Here is a 15,006-nt window from a genome sequence, read left to right on the forward strand (position 1 = left end):
ATGGCCCTGGCGGCGGGCGCCCGCGCCGAAGACACGATCGCCGACGCAATCTCGGCCTCGAAGCCGATCCTGGATTCCAACCTGCGCTGGGAACAGGTCGACCAGCAGGGTTTTACGACCAAGGCCGATGCCTTGACCTGGCGCAACCGCTTCGGGGTGCAAACCGGCGATTTCCATAATTTCAAGGCCCTGATCGAGATCGACAATGTCTCGGTGCTTTCAGACACATACAATTCGACGCTCAACGGCAAGACCGCCTATCCGACGGTGTCGGATCCCAAGGTGACCGAGATCAACCGCGCCCAGATCACATGGACGCCCGATGCCAGCAATACCCTGACGCTCGGCCGCCAGCGCATCATCCTCGACGACGCCCGCTTCGTCGGCAATGTCGGCTGGCGCCAGGACGAACAGACCTATGACGCCGTCCGTCTCGACACGACCCTGTGGCGCGTCAAGCTGACCGGCGCCTATATCGGCCGCGTCAACCGCGTCGTCGCCGACGCCAAGGACTGGCATTCGAATTCGTACATCCTGAACGCCAGCTACAGCATAAACGAAGCGCTGAAATTCACCGCCTTCGACTATGCGCTGAAATTCAGCACCGCCGCGACGGCGCCGGTGGCCGCCGACCAGACCAACGCGGCTGCGTCTTCCGTGTCGATTGCCGGCCTGCGCGCCTATGGCAGCGACTGGGTGTCGTCGTTCAAGCTGGGCTATGTGCTGCAATATGCCGGTGAAAAGCCGGCCGGCCTGAACCCGGCCGTCTTCGACCTGCACGAAAAGATGATCGAAGGTTCCGGCACGTGGGACATCTATACGCTGAAGCTGAACTACGAAGCGCTTGAGGGCAACGGCACGGTCGGCTTCGTCGCGCCGCTGGGCACCTCGCACGCCTTCCAGGGCTTCGACGATGTCTTTTCGGCGACCGGCGGCAACAAGACCTTTGTCAACGGCATCGACGACCTGAACGCCAGCTTCGTCGTCGCCGGCCACACCAAGCCGTGGGCGCCGTGGTTCATGAACCCGACCCTGACCGTCGTCTATCACGACTTCAAGACCGACCGGCTCGACATGAAGATCGGCAAGGAGTGGGACGCTGTCCTGGTCGCCGGCCTCACCAAGAACCTCAGCCTGATGCTGAAATACGCCGACTTCCAACGCGCCGCCGCCACCATGCCCGCCTCGCGGACCAAGACGTGGCTGGTGCTGAACTACAAGCTCTAAGCCGGGACCCGTATCATGACCAAAATCGATCTCGACCGCCGCCAGGCCCTGTTCGGCGCCGCCGCCACCATCGCCGCCGCCCGCGCCCTGTTCCCGTCGGGAGCATTCGCCGCCGGCAAGGGCCCGGAAACCTCGGCCGCCAAGCTGGGCTTCATCGCCCTGACCGACTCGTCGCCGCTGATCATCGCCAAGGAACGCGGCCTGTTCGCCAAGTACGGCATGCCCGACGTCGATGTCCTCAAGCAGGCCTCATGGGCCGCCACGCGCGACAATATCGTGCTGGGCAGCCAGGGCGGCGGCATCGACGGCGCGCACATCCTGTCGCCCATGCCCTACCTCATCACCACCGGCCAGGCCGCCAGGGCGACGCCCATGTACATCCTGGCGCGCCTCAATGTGAACGGCCAGGGCATCAGCGTCGGCAACGACCTGAAGGACGTCAAGGTCGGCCTCAACAGCGCGCCGATGAAGGCCAAGTTCATGCAGATGAAGGCGGCCGGCAATATCGCCAAGGTCGCCATGACCTTCCGCGGCGGCACGCACGACCTGTGGATCCGTTACTGGCTGGCCGCCGGCGGCATCAATCCGGACGTCGACTGTTCGACCATCGTCATCCCGCCGCCGCAGATGGTCGCCAACATGAAGGCCGGCACCCAGGACGCCTTCTGCGTCGGCGAGCCGTGGAATGCCCAGCTGGTCGACCAGCACATCGGCTATACCGCCACGACGACGTCGGAAATCTGGATGAACCATCCGGAAAAGGCGCTGGGCATGCGCGCCGACTGGGTCGACAAGCACCCGAACGCCGCCAAGGCGCTGATCGCCGCGACCATGGAAGCCCAGCAGTGGTGCGACAAGAACCGCGACGCCATGTGCGCCATCAGTGCCGGCCGCCAGTACATCAACGTGCCGATCAACGACATCGTGCCGCGCCTGAAAGGCACGATCGACTACGGAGACGGCCGCAAGGTGACGAACAGCCCGCACATCATGAAGTTCTGGGCCGACAACGCCGCCTTTCCCTTCAAGTCGCACGACGCCTGGTTCATCACCGAGAACAAGCGCTGGGGCAATCTCGACGCGGACCTCAACACCATGGCGCTGGTCAACAAGGTCAACCGTTCGGACCTGTGGCGCGACGTCGCCAAGCAATTTGGCATCGCGGCGCCGGCTTCGGACTCGCGCGGCTTGGAAAAGTTCTTCGACGGCAAGGTTTTCGACCCGTCGAACCCCGACGCCTACCTCGCCAGCCTGGCGATCAAGAAGCTGAGTTGATTTTCGCCGCCTCCCCGGCCGCGCCGGGGAGGCGTTTTCCGACTGGAACCCGTCATGCCGTTTGATTTCATGAAAAAGCCCGAGGCCGCCCCCCGAACCGCGCCGGCGATCGACCGTACTGCCCTGCTCAACGCCGCGCAGAAGAAACAGATCGAGGCGGCGAAGCTGCGCAAGGCCGGCGACCGTATCTCGACCGTCCTGCTGCCCGTGCTGACCATCGGTGTAGCCTTAAGCATCTGGGAAGCCGTCTCGCGCGCCATGCCGGGCGGCCTGCCGGGTCCGTCGCAGGTGTGGGCGGACTCGCACGAGCTGATAACCAATCCGTTCTTCGATCGCGGGGGTGTCGACAAGGGCCTGTTCTGGCACGTGCTGACCTCGCTGTCGCGCGTCGGCATCGGCTTCAGCCTGGCGGCCGTCTGCGGCGTCCTGCTGGGCGCCTTCATCGGCACGGTCGGCTGGGCGCGCAAGGGTTTCGATCCGATCTTTCAGGTCCTGCGCACCGTGCCGCCCCTGGCCTGGCTGCCGATCTCGCTGGCCATGCTGCGGGAGGCCCAGCCGTCGGCCCTGTTCGTCATCTTCATCACGTCGATCTGGCCGATCGTCATCAATACGGCCGTCGGCGTGCGCAACATCCCGCAGGACTACATCAATGTCGCCCGCGTCCTGCGCCTGCATCCCATCGAATTCTTCTTCAAGATCATGCTGCCGGCGGCGACGCCGCACATCTTCACCGGCCTGCGCATCGGCATCGGCATGAGCTGGCTGGCCATCGTCGCCTCGGAAATGCTGCTGGGCGGCGTCGGCATCGGCTTCTTCATCTGGGACGAATACAATTCGTCGCGCATGTCCGACATCATCGTGGCCCTGGCCTGGGTCGGCATGGTCGGCTTCGCGCTCGACCGGATCGTGGCCGGCCTCGGCAACATCGTCTCGCGCGGCACCACCCGGGACTAACGGAAAGAGATCGGAGCCATGAACATGAAACCCCAACTTTCCCTTGAGAACGTCTTTGTCGACTTCGAGCGCGACGGCGTCATCTCCAGCGTCCTCGACAATGTGTCGCTCAGCATCAATTCCGGCGAATACATCTCGATCATCGGCCATTCGGGTTGCGGCAAATCGACCCTGCTGAACGTCGTCGCCGGCCTTGTGCCGCTGACGCTGGGCGCCGCGCTGCTCGACAACAGGGAGATCACCGGCCCAGGTCCCGACCGCGCCGTCGTCTTCCAGAACCATTCCCTGCTGCCGTGGATGACGGTCTATGAAAACGTCCGCCTGGCCGTCGACAAGATCTTCGGCGGCAAGGAGACGATGACCCAGCTCCACCACCGCGCCATGAAAAATCTTGAACTGGTCAAGATGGACCACGCCGCCAGGAAGCGTCCGGGCGAAATCTCGGGCGGCATGAAGCAACGCGTCGGCATCGCCCGGGCCCTGGCCATGGAGCCCAAGGTCCTGCTGCTCGACGAACCCTTCGGCGCGCTCGACGCCCTGACGCGCGGCCACCTGCAGGACACGGTCATGGACCTGCATTCGCGCATCAACGCCACGGTCATGATGATCACCCACGATGTCGACGAGGCCGTACTGCTCGCCGACAGGGTGGTGATGATGACCAACGGCCCCAGGGCGACGATCGGCAAGATCATCGACGTCCGTTGCCCGCGCCCGCGCAGCCGCCTGACCGCCCATGACGACCCCGAGTTCATGCGCTGCCGCCAGGAGATCGTCTCGTTCCTGGAGGCCCACGACCACGTAAAGGCCGCTGAACCCGCATGACCTAACGGTCATGCCATTTTTCGGCTCAAACGCCGCATGGCTCGCGCAAACGTGCGCGGCGGGCGGTCGCCCTTGCCGGCAGCGATTTAGTCAATCGCTGCCGGAATAACGCCCCTAGTTAACCTGTCGGAGGCTTAATTCTTAACGCCCTCCGCTGCATGTTGCATTTGAAACCATTTCGACCTTTTTCGGCAAACCACGCCAGACCCGCTAAACCGGCGGAATCGGGCGTGGTTTGTGGCGTTTTTACAACATAACTTTTGTGCACTGCGAAAAGACCGCGCGACTCCGCCAGCTTGTGTTGACGAAGACCGGCCCAGGGCACACCATCATCCCATAACGGCCAACGGCGGCCGTTTCCTCCCCCAGTCGCGCGGCGCCAAAGATGGCGACGCGCGACGAAAAGACAACGACGTCTCAAGTTCAGACCGACCGGACCCCTTTTGTCCGGAACGGCCCGGCCTTGAGACGTTTTTTTTTGCCCTTTGGTGGCCGGAGTACCGATGATCAACAAGGAATTCCTCAAGGCCGGACATACGCCGACATTGCTGTCCGCCTTCTTCTACTTCGATATGAGTTTCATGGTCTGGGTGCTTCTGGGCGCCCTCTCCGTCCAGATCGCCAAGGACCTTGGCCTGGATCCCGCGCAAAAGGGCCTGATGGTCGCCGTACCCATCCTGGCCGGGGCCGCGCTCCGCATCGTCAACGGCTTCCTGGTCGATCATATCGGCCCCAAGAAGACCGGTCTGGTCGCCCAGGCCATCGTCATCACGGGCCTGGTCGTCGCCTGGCTGGTCCATATCAACAGCTTCGGCGCCGTCCTGGGCCTGGGTGCCGTCCTCGGCATGGCCGGCGCATCCTTCGCCGTCGCCCTGCCGCTGGCCTCGCGCTGGTATCCGCCGAAGTTCCAGGGCATCGCACTGGGCATCGCGGGCGCCGGCAATTCGGGCACCGTCTTCGCCTCGCTGTTCGCCCCAACGCTCGCCAAGATGTTCGGCTGGCAGATGGTCTTCGGTCTGGTCGCCATTCCGCTGGTCATCGTCTTCATCGTCTATTTCTTCCTGGCCAAGGATGCGCCCGAGCAACCACCCGCCAAGACGACTGCGCAATACCTCAAGATCCTGAAGGAGCCCGACGCCTGGTGGTTCATGCTGTTCTACGGCGTCACCTTCGGCGGCTTCGTCGGCCTCTCCTCGTCGCTCAACGTCTATTTCAACGCCGAATACGGCCTGTCGCCCGTCATCGCCGGCTTCTTTACCGCGGCGTGCGTCTTCGCAGGCTCGATGGTCCGCCCCGTCGGTGGCTCGATCGCCGATCGCATCGGCGGCGTGCGCACCCTGTCGATCATGTACTCGGTCGCCGCAGCCGCCCTGGTCGTCTTCAGCTTCAAGATGCCGAACGTCTGGGCCACGCTGGTCGTCCTGATGATCGCCATGGGTGCGCTCGGCATGGGCAATGGTGCGGTCTTCCAATTGGTTCCGCAACGCTTCCGCCACGAGATCGGCATCATGACCGGCCTGGTCGGCGCCTTCGGCGGGGTCGGCGGCTTCTATCTCGCGGCCTCGCTCGGCCTCTCGAAGCAGGCCACCGGCTCCTACCAGATCGGCCTGATCGGCTTCGCGGTCCTGGCCCTGGTGGCGCTCAGCGGCCTCACCTTCATCAAGAAAAAGTGGCGTTCGACCTGGGGCGCCCTGTCTTCCAACTCCGTCAAGATCTGAGGGTTCAGTCATGACCAAGGAAAGAATAGTCGTCATCGGCGCCGGCATGGCGGGCGGACGCATCGTCGAGGAAATCCTCAAGCGCGACGATACCCGCTTCGATATCTCGATCATCGGCGCCGAAAGCCTGCCCACCTACGACCGTATCCAGCTGTCGCCCGTCCTGGCCGGCGAGAAGAGCTTCGAGCAGATCGTCACGCACAGCCAGGAATGGTACGACGCAAACGGCGTCAAGACGCACTTCGGCTACTGGGTGCAGTCGATCGACGCCGCCGGCAAGTTCGTCACCCTGCACGACGGCCAGACTATCGCCTACGACAAGTTGATCCTGGCCATGGGCTCAGACCCGATCCGCCTGCCCCTGCCGGGCGCCGACCTGCACGGCGTGGTCGCCTTCCGCGACCTGCACGACGTCGACGCCATGCAGAAGGCCGCCGAGCTGGGCGGTGAAGCCGTCGTCATCGGCGGTGGCCTGCTAGGCCTCGAAGCCGCCTACGGCCTGGCCAAGCGCGGCATGAAGGCGACCGTCATCCACCTGGTCGACGTGCTGATGGAGCGCCAGCTCGACGAAGCCGCCGGCCGCCTGCTGGAAAAGGCCCTGCTGGAGCGCGGCGTGACCTCGGTCCTGAATGCCCAGTCCGAAGCCATCCTGGGCGAAACCCACGTCGAAGGCCTGAAGCTGAAGGACGGCCGCGTCATCCCGGCCTCGCTGCTGGTCATGGCCGTCGGCATCCGCCCGCACGTCGAGCCCGCCAAGTCGTCGGGCCTTAAGGTCGAACGCGGCATCGTGGTCGACGACCAGATGCGTACCTCCGAGCCCGACATCTTCGCCGTCGGCGAATGCGCCCAGCACCGCGGCCAGTGCTACGGCCTGGTCGCCCCCATCTGGGAAATGTGCCGCACGGTCGCCGACGTGCTGACCGAAGCCAAGCCCGACAGCGAATACCATGGGTCGAGCCTGGCCACGCGCCTCAAGGTTTCGGGCGTCGATCTCTACTCGGCCGGCCAGTTCTCGGGCGGCGAAGGCTATGAGGACGTCGTCTTCCGCGACCCCAGCCGCGGCGTCTACAAGCGCCTGGTCATCAAGCAGAACAAGCTGGCGGGCTGCGTCCTGTTCGGCGAAGCCACCGACGGCGGCTGGTATTTCGACCTGATGAAGAAGGGCGAGGATATCGAGACCATCCGCGATACCCTGATCTTCGGCCAGGCCGTCACCAATGCCCTGGCCGGCCAGGACCCTTCTGACGCTGTTGCGGCGTGGCCCGACGACACCGAAGTGTGCGGCTGCAACGGCGTGTCCAAGGGCCAGGTGGTCGCCTCGATCCAGGCGGGCAACGACAATCTCGACAAGGTCCGCGGCCACTGCAAGGCGTCGGCGTCGTGCGGGTCGTGCACCGGCATCGTCGAAAGCCTGCTGAAGTGCACCCTGGGCGATGCCTTCAAGGCGCAGACCGGTCCGAAGGCGATGTGCAAATGCACCGAGCATGGCCACGCCCATGTCCGCAAGGCGATCGTCGAGCAAGAGATCAAGACCATGCCCGACGTCATGCAGGCGTTGAAATGGGCCACGCCCGACGGCTGCTCGTCGTGCCGTCCGGCGCTCAACTACTACCTGCTGTGCGCCTGGCCGCGCGAATACAAGGACGATCCGCGCTCGCGCTTCGTCAACGAGCGCAACCACGCCAACATCCAGAAGGACGGCACCTATTCGGTCGTGCCGCGCATGTGGGGCGGGCTGACCTCGGCCAAGGAACTGCGCGCCATCGCCGACGTCGTCGACAAGTACGACGTGCCGATGGTCAAGGTGACCGGCGGCCAGCGTCTCGACCTGTTCGGCATCAAGAAGCACGACCTGCCGGCCGTCTGGGCCGACCTGAATGCCGCCGGCATGGTGTCGGGCCACGCCTACGCCAAGGCGCTGCGCACGGTGAAGACCTGCGTCGGTTCGGAATGGTGCCGCTTCGGCACCCAGGATTCGACCGGCCTCGGCGTCAAGCTGGAGCAGGCGACCTGGGGCAGCTACATGCCGCACAAGTTCAAGATGGCCGTGTCGGGCTGCCCGCGCAACTGCGCCGAAGCGACGATCAAGGACTTTGGCGTCGTCTGCGTCGACAGCGGCTATGAGCTGCACGTCGGCGGCAATGCCGGTATCCACGTCCGCGTCACCGACCTGCTGACCAAGGTCGCGACCGAAGAGGAAGCGCTGGAATGGTCGATGGCCTTCGTCCAGCTCTACCGCGAAGACGCCTGGTACCTGGAACGCACGGCGCCGTGGATCGAACGCGTCGGCTTGCAGTTCGTCAAGGACGGCCTGGCCGAGCCGGACGTCCGTGCCGCCCTGGTCGCGCGCTTCCTGGAAAGCCAGGAGGTCTTCCAGGTCGATCCGTGGGCCGAGATCGCGCCCAAGTCCAAACCCGCCAAGGTGTTCTCGCCGCTGGCCGACCTGCGCGCCGGTGTTTCGCAAGCCCATCTCACCACCGCTCTCGAACCTCAGGAACCCGCAGAATGAATGCGTCCGTTATTATTCATTGGACCGATGTCGGCTCGACTGAGGACGTGCAACCGCAAAGCGCGCGCCGCGTCGAGACCGATGTCGGCGCCGTGGCGGTCTTCCGCACGGTTTCGGACGAATATTTCGCCATCTTCGATCGCTGCCCGCACAAGCACGGACCGCTTTCCGAAGGCATCGTCCACGGCAAGGCCGTCGCCTGCCCGCTGCACAACTGGTCGATCTCGCTCGAAACCGGTGAAGCCATGGGCGCCGACGCCGGCAAGGGCTGCACCCCCACCGTGCCGTTGATGATCGAAAACGGCCGTATCCTCCTGGGCCTCAATATCTGAGTTCGCACACATGGCCAGAGACGCTGCTCCCGCCGAAGCTACGACCACCACGGTCCGCACAACCTGCCCCTACTGCGGGGTCGGTTGCGGCGTGGCGGCGCAGACGAACGGGAGCCGCGATCTCAAGGTGGCGGGCGATCAGGTCCACCCGGCCAACGGCGGGCGCCTGTGTTCCAAGGGCACGGCGCTGGCCAATACCTTCGGGCTGCAAGGGCGTCTGCTGACCCCGCGCATCCGCGAAGACGGCGCTTATCGCGAAGCCACCTGGGACGAGGCGCTGGACGCCGTCGCGGGGAAGTTCCGCGCCGTCGTCGATCAGCACGGCCCGGACTCGGTCGCCTTCTACGTCTCGGGCCAGTTGCTGACCGAGGACTATTACGCCGTCAACAAGCTGGCCAAGGGTTATATCGGCACGGCCAATATCGACACCAATTCGCGCCTGTGCATGGCCTCGGCCGTCGCCGCGCACAGACGCGCGTTCGGCGCCGACCTGGTGCCCGGCACCTATGAGGATATCGAAGCCGCCGAGCTGCTGGTCTTTTCGGGCCACAACGCCGCCTGGACGCACCCCGTGCTGTTCCGCCGCATCGAAGCCGCCGGCGACCGTCACCCGCAGTTCCGCGTCTGCATCGACCCCAAGCGCACCGAGACCGCCAAGTCGTGCGACCTGCACCTGATGATCAAGCCGCAGAGCGACGTTCGCCTGTGGAATGGTCTCAATGCCTATCTCATCGCCAATAACGGCCTCGACATCGACTTCGTCCGCGACCATACCGAGGGCTATACCGAACTCAAGGCGACACTGGAGCAGGCCGATCAGTCGCCGGAGGCCGTCGCCCGCGACTGCGGCATCGCGGTCACCGATCTTCTGGCCTTCTACAACCGCTTTCTCGCGACGCAGCGCACGGTCAGCCTGTTCTCCATGGGCTCGAACCAGTCGGCACAGGGCGTCGCCAAGGGCTTGAGCCTGATCAACGCCCACCTGCTGTCGGGCAAGATCGGCAAGCCGGGCGCGGCGCCGTTTTCGATCACCGGCCAGCCGAACGCCATGGGCGGCCGCGAGGTCGGCGGCCTGGCCAACACGCTGGCGGCGCATATGGACTTCGACGAGACCGGCAAGTCGTGCGTCCAGCGCTTCTGGAACAGCCCGACCATCGCGCCCAAGCCCGGCCTCAAGGCCGTCGACATGTTCCGCGGCATCCATTCGGGCGCCATCAAGGCGGTCTGGGTCATGGCCACCAACCCGATGGTGTCGCTGCCCGACGCCGACTTCATCGCCGAAGCCCTGCAGCGCTGCGAACTGGTCGTCGTGTCCGACGTCATCGCGCGCACCGACACCATGGCGATGGCGGACATCCAGCTTCCCGCCGCCGCCTGGGGCGAAAAGGACGGCACGGTCACCAATTCCGAACGCACCATCTCGCGACAGCGCCCGCTGGCGCCCCTGCCCGGCCATGCGATGGCCGACTGGCGCATCATCGCCGAGGTGGCGCGCCGCATGGGTTATGCCGGGTTCGACTGGCAGCACGCCGGCGACGTCTTCGATGAATATGCCCGCCTGACGGCTTTCGAAAACGACGGCTACCGCTTCCTCGACCTCGGCGGTATGACCGGTATGACCAGGCCAGAATACGACGCCATGGTCCCGACGCGCTGGCCATACCGCAAGGGCGGCAAGCCCGCCGGCCGGCTGTTCGCCGACGGCGGTTTCAATACGCCGACCGGCCGCGCGCGCCTGTCGCCGGTCCTGGCGCTGGGCCCGGCCAATCCGACCACTGACGCCTTCCCGCTGGCGCTCAATTCCAGCCGCATCCGCGACCAGTGGCACACCATGACGCGCACGGCGCTGGCGCCCGAGCTCAACCGCCATATCCCGGAGCCGGTGGTCGAGATCCATCCGCGCGACGCGGAACGCTATCACGTCACCGACCAGCGCCTGACGCGCGTCGTCACCTTCTTCGGCGACGCCGTGCTGCGCGCCAAGGTGACCGACGACGTGCGCGAAGGCGATATCAGCGTGCCGATGCACTGGACGAAGAGCTTCGCACCGTTCGGCCGCGCCAACCCGCTGATCAACCCGGCCGTCGATCCGACCTCCGGCCAGCCGGAGTTCAAGCACACCCCGGCCATGGTCACGCCGTTCGGCGAAACCTGGCACGGCTTCGTCATCCACCACAACGACGAACTCAGCTTCGGGCCGGGCGTCATCTGGCGCCGCACGCCGTTCGCCCACTGTCAGGTCTATGAGATCGCCGGGCGCGGCCAGCCGCCGGCGCTCGACACCCTGGTCGCTGCCCCCGGCGCCATATCGCTCGACGACCCGGCGGGCGGCATCCGCCGCCGCGTCCAGATGGAGGATGGCCGCCTGATCGCTGTCGCCTTTATCGCACCGTCGGCCAAGACGTTACCGGCGCGCGACTGGCTGGCCGAACGCTTCGGCGACGAGGCCCTGTCGCCGGAAGACCGCGCCGCCGTGCTTATAGGCCGCCTGCCGGGCGTCGAGGACCAGGGCCCGCTGGTCTGCGCCTGCCGCGGCATCGGCGCGAAAAAGATCGAATCCGCCATCGCCGCCGGCTGCCATTCGGCCGACGCGGTCGGCGACGTCACCTCGGCGGGCACGCAATGCGGGTCGTGCCGTCCGGAAATCGTGCGGATGATCGTCCGCCACAAGGCCAAGGAGGCCGCCAATGTCTAAGGATTTTGTCAGTCTGGTGGGCGCAGGCCCGGGCGATGCCGACCTGTTGACGCTTGGGGCGCTGAAGGTGCTGCACCAGGCCCAGGCCCTGCTGTACGACGCCCTGGTCAGCGAAGATATCATCGCGCTGGCGCCGCAACGCTGCATCAAGATCTGCGTCGGCAAGCGCGGCGATCGTTTGAGCGTCAGCCAGGACAAGACCAATGAGCTGATGGTTCGCCTGGCCAACAAGGGCCTGCACGTGGTGCGGCTGAAGGGCGGCGATCCGTCGATGTTCGGCCGTGTCGAGGAAGAGCGCCAGTATCTCGACCGCCACGGCGTCGCGCACAAGACCCTGGCGGGCGTTACGGCTGCAAGTGCGGCCGCCGCGCAGTTCGAATTCCCGCTGACCCACCGCGGCGAGGCGCGCGCCGTCACCTTCCTGACCGGCCGCACCAAGGAAGGCAGCATCGATCTCGACGACGCCCGCGTGTCCGACACTGAAACCAGCCTGGTCTTCTACATGTCGTCGCACAATGCCCGCCACATCGAGGCACGCCTGCGCGAAGCCGGCCGTTCGGCGGCGACGCCCGTCGTGCTGATCGAGAACGCCGGACGCCCGCACGCCCGCGCCGTGACGACACGGCTCGACCGGCTGGCGGACGAGGTGAAGACGGCGGACTGGGATGGGCCGGTGCTGATCGCCGTCGGCGACGCCTTTGCCTATGCGCGCACGGCGTCGGTTGCGACCGCCATGGCGGCGCAGCGTTAAGCGGGGATTTTTTCGGCGTTTTCGGCCTGATGCCCGGCCTGGGTCAGCAGGTCGGCGACCGTGATGCGCGCCAGGCTGGCCGAGGCGGCCGCATTGGCCAGGTCCATGGCGTGGCTGACGGCGCGCGGAATGGCCTGGCTGATCGGGCAGTTCTTGGCGCCGACCGGCGCACTGCCGAGGTGTGCGCAGCCGTTGACGGCGCGCAAGACTTCATCGAGGTGAATATGTTCCGGTCGCTTGAGCAGCCACGCCCCGCCCGACACGCCGGAGCACGTCGCCAAGAGGCCGGCCTTGGCCAGCTGCGTCGTCATGCGACGAATCACGACCGGGTTGGTGGGGATCGATGCAGCGAGCACAGAGGAAGACACCGCCTGTTCGCGAGAATAGGCGTTGCGGTGGGCCAGGTACGCCAGGGTGTGCGCGGCGACGGGAAATCTTTGGCTGTCCGACATGATTATCTCGATATTACAACAATTTTACAGCGGTTCCTAGCCCAAGCTCCGTTTCGCGACCCTAATCGAACTGTAATCAGGATTGAATGTGTTCTTAAATAAGCGTAAGAGCCCGGCAATCAAGCGAGGGCCTACCGGGACTTTTGTGTGTCACCGCCCTCAGGAGAGTGTGCATGACCGGGGATACCCCAGCTGATTCAACGGCGTCCGCGCCGCTATCAGCATCTTCCGTTGCCGCAACGGACACCGATTCCCAAGCCAATCCCGCCACAAGCGTTCACCTATCCTCCGCAGGCCATTCGCCCGCGGCAGACGCCGTGCAGAGTCACGGCCACGGATCGGAAGGCTTCCTGGCGCTGGCTGTCGGATCGATCGGCGTCGTCTTCGGCGATATCGGTACGTCGCCGCTGTACGCCATGCGCGAGGCGCTGCGCCATACGCGTGCCGGCGCCGACGGCAACCTGGCCGTCTATGGCGTCATTTCGCTGGTGTTCTGGGCGCTGATCATGGTGGTGACGGTCAAGTACGTCATCTTCCTGATGCGCGCCGACAACAAGGGCGAAGGCGGCACGCTGGCGCTGATGGCGCTGGCGCAAAAGGCCTTGGGCAAATATTCGCCGGCCGTCTTCTTTTTGGGCATTTGCGGCGCCTCGCTGTTCTACGGCGACGGCATCATCACCCCGGCGGTTTCGGTGCTGGGCGCGGTCGAAGGCCTGCGCGACGCGCCGGGCGTCGGCCACATCCCCCACGCCTATATCGTGGGCCTGGCCGGCGTCATCCTGCTGGTCCTGTTCATGGTGCAGTCGAAGGGTACGGGCAAGGTCGCCAAGTTCTTCGGCCCGATCACCGTGCTGTGGTTCCTGGCACTGGGCGGACTTGGGCTGCGCCACATTTTTGATGACCCGATCATCATCACCGCCCTGATGCCGCAATACGGTATCGAGTTCCTCTTCGCCAACGGCCTTATGGGCTTCGTCATCCTGGGCTCTGTCTTCCTGGCGGTCACCGGCGCCGAGGCGCTGTATGCCGACATGGGCCATTTCGGCAAAAAGCCCATTCAGATGTCGTGGCTGGTCTTCGTCCTGCCGTGTCTGACACTGAATTATCTCGGCCAGGGCGCGCTGGTGCTCAAGGACCCCGCGGCCAGCGCCAATCCGTTCTGGCAGATGGTCGGCAAGGATCCCCTGGCCTACTGGCCGATCTTTATCCTGGCGACGCTGGCCACCGTCATCGCCAGCCAGGCCGTCATCACCGGCGCGTTCTCGATGACGCAGCAGGCGGTGCAACTGGGCCTGCTGCCGCGCATCGACATCAAGCGCACGTCGGAAACCCAGGCCGGCCAGATCTTCGTGCCGCAAATCAATTCGATGCTGCTGATCGGCGTCCTGATCCTGCTGCTCGTCTTCCAGACCACCGACCGCCTGACCTCGATGTACGGCATCGCCGTGACCGGCGCCATGATGGTCGACACGCTTCTGGCCTATGTCTTCCTGCGCCACGTGTGGAAGTGGAAGCGCTGGCAGGCCTGGGCGCTGCTGGCGCCGCTGGGTACGCTCGACATCGTCTTCTTCAGCTCGAACCTGCTGAAGATTCCGGACGGCGCCTGGCTGCCCCTGACCCTGGGTGGCGCGCTGGTCCTGACCATGCTGACCTGGGCCGGCGGCACCAAGACGCTGACCGAAAAGTCGCGCCGCGACTCGGTGCTGCTGACCGACCTGATCGAAATGCTGAAGAAGCGTCCGCCGCACCGCGTCGCCGGCACGGCCATCTTCCTGACCTCGGACGGCGAAGTCGCCCCGGTCGCCCTGATGCACAATCTCAAGCACAACAAGATCCTGCACGAGAAGAACATCATCCTGACGGTGCGGACGACCAATACGCCGCGCGTCCAGGACGGCGACCGCATCTCGATCGAGGTGTTAAACGACGATTTCAAGAAGGTCACGCTGAACTACGGCTTCATGGAAAGCCCGAACCTGCCGAAGGCGCTGGGCCTGTGCCGCAAGCTGGGCCTGAAGTTCGACATCATGTCGACCAGCTTCTTCCTCGGCCGCCGCAGCGTCGTGCCGTCGGCCAATTCGGGCATGCCGTTGTGGCAGGACAAGCTGTTCATCTTCCTGATGAAAAACGCCACCAACCCGACCGAGTTCTTCCATATCCCGCCGGGACGCGTGGTCGAACTGGGAACACAAGTGACCGTATAAAAAGAGAGGGGCCCGCCGGCCCCTCTTTTTTCTTGCATCGCAGCGACGCAGACCGTAAAGCGCG

11 protein-coding genes are annotated in these 15,006 nt (G+C 65.0%); 10 read left to right on the top strand and 1 reads right to left on the bottom strand.

From position 1 onward, the window contains the following. The 9 genes from AB8717_RS19285 (at position 1) to cobA (ending at position 12,286) form a co-directional block, all read left to right on the top strand. A complete protein-coding gene (locus AB8717_RS19285) occupies positions 1 to 1,227 on the top strand; it encodes an alginate export family protein (RefSeq protein WP_443748944.1) in 1,227 nt (408 codons plus the stop codon). A gap of 15 nt (positions 1,228 to 1,242) precedes the next feature. After that, on the top strand, positions 1,243 to 2,502 hold the full coding sequence (locus AB8717_RS19290) for a CmpA/NrtA family ABC transporter substrate-binding protein (RefSeq protein WP_443748945.1): 1,260 nt from the start codon (positions 1,243 to 1,245) through the stop codon (positions 2,500 to 2,502). A gap of 54 nt (positions 2,503 to 2,556) precedes the next feature. Continuing rightward, positions 2,557 to 3,456: a nitrate ABC transporter permease gene (ntrB, locus tag AB8717_RS19295; RefSeq protein WP_443748946.1), complete on the top strand. Its 900-nt coding sequence runs from the start codon at positions 2,557 to 2,559 to the stop codon at positions 3,454 to 3,456. 24 nt (positions 3,457 to 3,480) lie between these two features. Next, the gene (locus AB8717_RS19300; RefSeq protein WP_443748947.1) at positions 3,481 to 4,281 is read left to right on the top strand and encodes an ABC transporter ATP-binding protein; all 801 of its coding nucleotides are present in this window, start codon (positions 3,481 to 3,483) and stop codon (positions 4,279 to 4,281) included. Between the two features lie 503 nt (positions 4,282 to 4,784). Beyond that, a complete protein-coding gene (locus tag AB8717_RS19305; protein WP_443748948.1) occupies positions 4,785 to 5,999 on the top strand; it encodes a nitrate/nitrite transporter in 1,215 nt (404 codons plus the stop codon). 10 nt (positions 6,000 to 6,009) lie between these two features. Next, entirely contained in the window at positions 6,010 to 8,508 is a 2,499-nt protein-coding gene (nirB, locus tag AB8717_RS19310; RefSeq protein ID WP_443748949.1) for a nitrite reductase large subunit NirB, read from the top strand. Beyond that, positions 8,505 to 8,840, top strand: a complete 336-nt coding sequence (gene nirD, locus AB8717_RS19315; protein ID WP_443748950.1) for a nitrite reductase small subunit NirD — start codon at positions 8,505 to 8,507, stop codon at positions 8,838 to 8,840. The genes nirB and nirD overlap by 4 nt, the downstream gene beginning before the upstream one ends. 10 nt (positions 8,841 to 8,850) lie before the next feature. Then, a complete protein-coding gene (locus AB8717_RS19320; RefSeq protein ID WP_443748951.1) occupies positions 8,851 to 11,535 on the top strand; it encodes a nitrate reductase in 2,685 nt (894 codons plus the stop codon). Next, a complete protein-coding gene (gene cobA, locus AB8717_RS19325; RefSeq protein WP_443748952.1) occupies positions 11,528 to 12,286 on the top strand; it encodes a uroporphyrinogen-III C-methyltransferase in 759 nt (252 codons plus the stop codon). Before AB8717_RS19320 ends, cobA begins: the two co-directional genes overlap by 8 nt. Here the strand turns inward: cobA and AB8717_RS19330 are convergent. Continuing rightward, on the bottom strand, positions 12,283 to 12,738 hold the full coding sequence (locus AB8717_RS19330) for an Rrf2 family transcriptional regulator (protein ID WP_443748953.1): 456 nt from the start codon (positions 12,736 to 12,738) through the stop codon (positions 12,283 to 12,285). The genes cobA and AB8717_RS19330 overlap by 4 nt on opposite strands. 173 nt (positions 12,739 to 12,911) lie before the next feature. Between AB8717_RS19330 and AB8717_RS19335 the strand changes: the two genes are divergently transcribed. Further along, complete coding sequence (locus tag AB8717_RS19335; RefSeq protein WP_443748954.1) at positions 12,912 to 14,942, top strand: potassium transporter Kup; 2,031 nt, start codon at positions 12,912 to 12,914, stop codon at positions 14,940 to 14,942. The last annotated feature ends 64 nt before the right edge of the window (positions 14,943 to 15,006 follow it).

Origin of the sequence: Asticcacaulis solisilvae, from assembly GCF_052327315.1 — a bacterium.
GTDB classification, from domain to species: domain Bacteria; phylum Pseudomonadota; class Alphaproteobacteria; order Caulobacterales; family Caulobacteraceae; genus Asticcacaulis; species Asticcacaulis solisilvae_B.

Bases quoted from the DNA above. Each gene is read 5' to 3' on its own strand.
- AB8717_RS19335 (WP_443748954.1), top strand. From the start codon at position 12,912: ATGACCGGGGATACCCCAGCTGATTCAACGGCGTCCGCGCCGCTATCA.
- AB8717_RS19330 (WP_443748953.1), bottom strand. From the start codon at position 12,738: ATGTCGGACAGCCAAAGATTTCCCGTCGCCGCGCACACCCTGGCGTAC.
- nirB (WP_443748949.1), top strand. From the start codon at position 6,010: ATGACCAAGGAAAGAATAGTCGTCATCGGCGCCGGCATGGCGGGCGGA.
- AB8717_RS19305 (WP_443748948.1), top strand. From the start codon at position 4,785: ATGATCAACAAGGAATTCCTCAAGGCCGGACATACGCCGACATTGCTG.
- AB8717_RS19290 (WP_443748945.1), top strand. From the start codon at position 1,243: ATGACCAAAATCGATCTCGACCGCCGCCAGGCCCTGTTCGGCGCCGCC.
- AB8717_RS19320 (WP_443748951.1), top strand. From the start codon at position 8,851: ATGGCCAGAGACGCTGCTCCCGCCGAAGCTACGACCACCACGGTCCGC.
- ntrB (WP_443748946.1), top strand. From the start codon at position 2,557: ATGCCGTTTGATTTCATGAAAAAGCCCGAGGCCGCCCCCCGAACCGCG.
- nirD (WP_443748950.1), top strand. From the start codon at position 8,505: ATGAATGCGTCCGTTATTATTCATTGGACCGATGTCGGCTCGACTGAG.
- cobA (WP_443748952.1), top strand. From the start codon at position 11,528: ATGTCTAAGGATTTTGTCAGTCTGGTGGGCGCAGGCCCGGGCGATGCC.
- AB8717_RS19300 (WP_443748947.1), top strand. From the start codon at position 3,481: ATGAAACCCCAACTTTCCCTTGAGAACGTCTTTGTCGACTTCGAGCGC.
- AB8717_RS19285 (WP_443748944.1), top strand. From the start codon at position 1: ATGGCCCTGGCGGCGGGCGCCCGCGCCGAAGACACGATCGCCGACGCA.